At 39.3% G+C, this 1,718-nt stretch carries 1 pseudogene; it reads left to right on the top strand.

The features are described 5' to 3' along the window. Nucleotides 1–15 precede the first annotated feature (15 nt). A pseudogene (locus IR083_RS11060) lies at nucleotides 16–1,718 on the top strand (hypothetical protein); the annotation flags it as partial.

Genomic DNA, 1,718 nt, shown 5'->3' with positions numbered 1-1,718 from the left:
CCTTCGGGTTATAATATGGATGCAAACCGTCGTTTTCGCTGGATACGGGGCGACTGGCAAATCTTACAATGGATATTGCCTTGCGTTCCTAATTCGGGTAAAGGTTTTTCCCGAAATCCTATTTCGAGTTTAAGCAAATGGAAAATACTTGATAATTTACGTCGAAGTATAGTCTCGCCTGCAACATTGTTATTTTTGATCGGATTTGCAACATTGTTTCCTCAAAAACTTTGGGCAGGTCTATTGTTGATTCTTCTCATTACCGCTCTTCCTTTTGTATTGGAGAATATAACCAACTCTTTACGCAAAGCAAAGGACCAATCGTGGAAACTCCATTTATGGGAGGTCTTAGAAAAGAGCATGCATCAATTTAAACAGGTTTTATTTGCATTCGTTGTTCTTCCATACGAAGCCTATCTATGTGTAAAAGCAATTATTGTCACTCTTTGGCGGCTCACTATATCTCATAAACATCTGATGCAATGGCAAACCTCTGCCGATGTAGAGAAAAAAGCAGTTAATACGCTATCGGGATTCTATAATAGAATGTGGTTTTCGCCCGTAATGGCTATCTTCTGCGGAATATCGTTAGGTATGTACAACCCTATCATGCTATACGTTTCTCCGTTTTTATTTATATGGATAATTGCTCCATATATCGCTTGGCGCGCAAGTTGTCCCACAAGCCCCAAAATATCTCACATAACAGATGGACAAGATCTTTTACTACACCGTATAGCCCGTAAAACCTGGCATTTTTTCGAGATATTTGTTAATGAAAAGGAGAACTGGTTAGCACCCGACAATTTTCAGGAGACACCCAATCCTGCTATTGCTTCCCGTACTTCTCCTACCAATATTGGTCTGTCGTTATTAGCCAATTTATCCGCCTTTGATTTAGGATACCTGACAGCCGGAAAGCTTGTAGAACGAACAACGTTGACTTTCGATACAATGACAAAACTGCAAAAACACAGGGGGCATCTGTATAATTGGTACAATACCGAAACACTTGAGCCAATGCTTCCGTTGTATGTATCGAGTGTAGATAGTGGTAATCTGGCAGGACATTTGCTTACACTTGCTCAAGGGCTAAGGGAATTGGAAGAAGACAATATTTACAAGCCTGTTATTTTCGAAGGGATGCTTGACACTGTACAGACAATGAGAAGCATTGACTGCAAAAATAAGGCTTTGATTCTATTCGAAAAGGAATTGTTTAAACCTTTGCCCGAGACTTTAACCGCCGCGTTTGCCCTTTTAAAATCGGCAGAACAACAAATCGAACAGATCAATAATACTTTATCATCCGACGATGCCATACTAAACTCATGGGGTGCGGTATTAAAGAAAAACTGTAAAGAGTATGTTGACGAAATGCTTTTTCTTGCCCCTTGGCTTGCCATATCACTTCCTGTTCCTGTTGAAAGATCGGGAGAAAGTATTGTAGATGAACAGATGAATCATGTGATTTCTACACTGGAAGCTTTAGATTATGTGCCTACGTTAACACAAATAGCCAATTTAGAAGCTACCGGTATTTGTTCACAAATTCAATCTGTATTAGACCAATTGTCTGGCAAAGAGAATCTATCTGCTGATAGAGAAATAAAATGCTTTACACAATGGCAGGCTTGCCTGAAAAACGCAATAAAGAATGCAAAACAAAGAATACAAATTCTCAATGTTCTAGCACAGCAAAGTGATAGTTTTGCCAA

Source organism: Dysgonomonas sp. GY75, from assembly GCF_015234155.1.
GTDB classification, from domain to species: Bacteria; Bacteroidota; Bacteroidia; order Bacteroidales; family Dysgonomonadaceae; genus Dysgonomonas; species Dysgonomonas gadei.
Note: the sequence above shows the minus strand (reverse complement) of the source record. Positions and strands in the feature narration are given on the sequence as shown.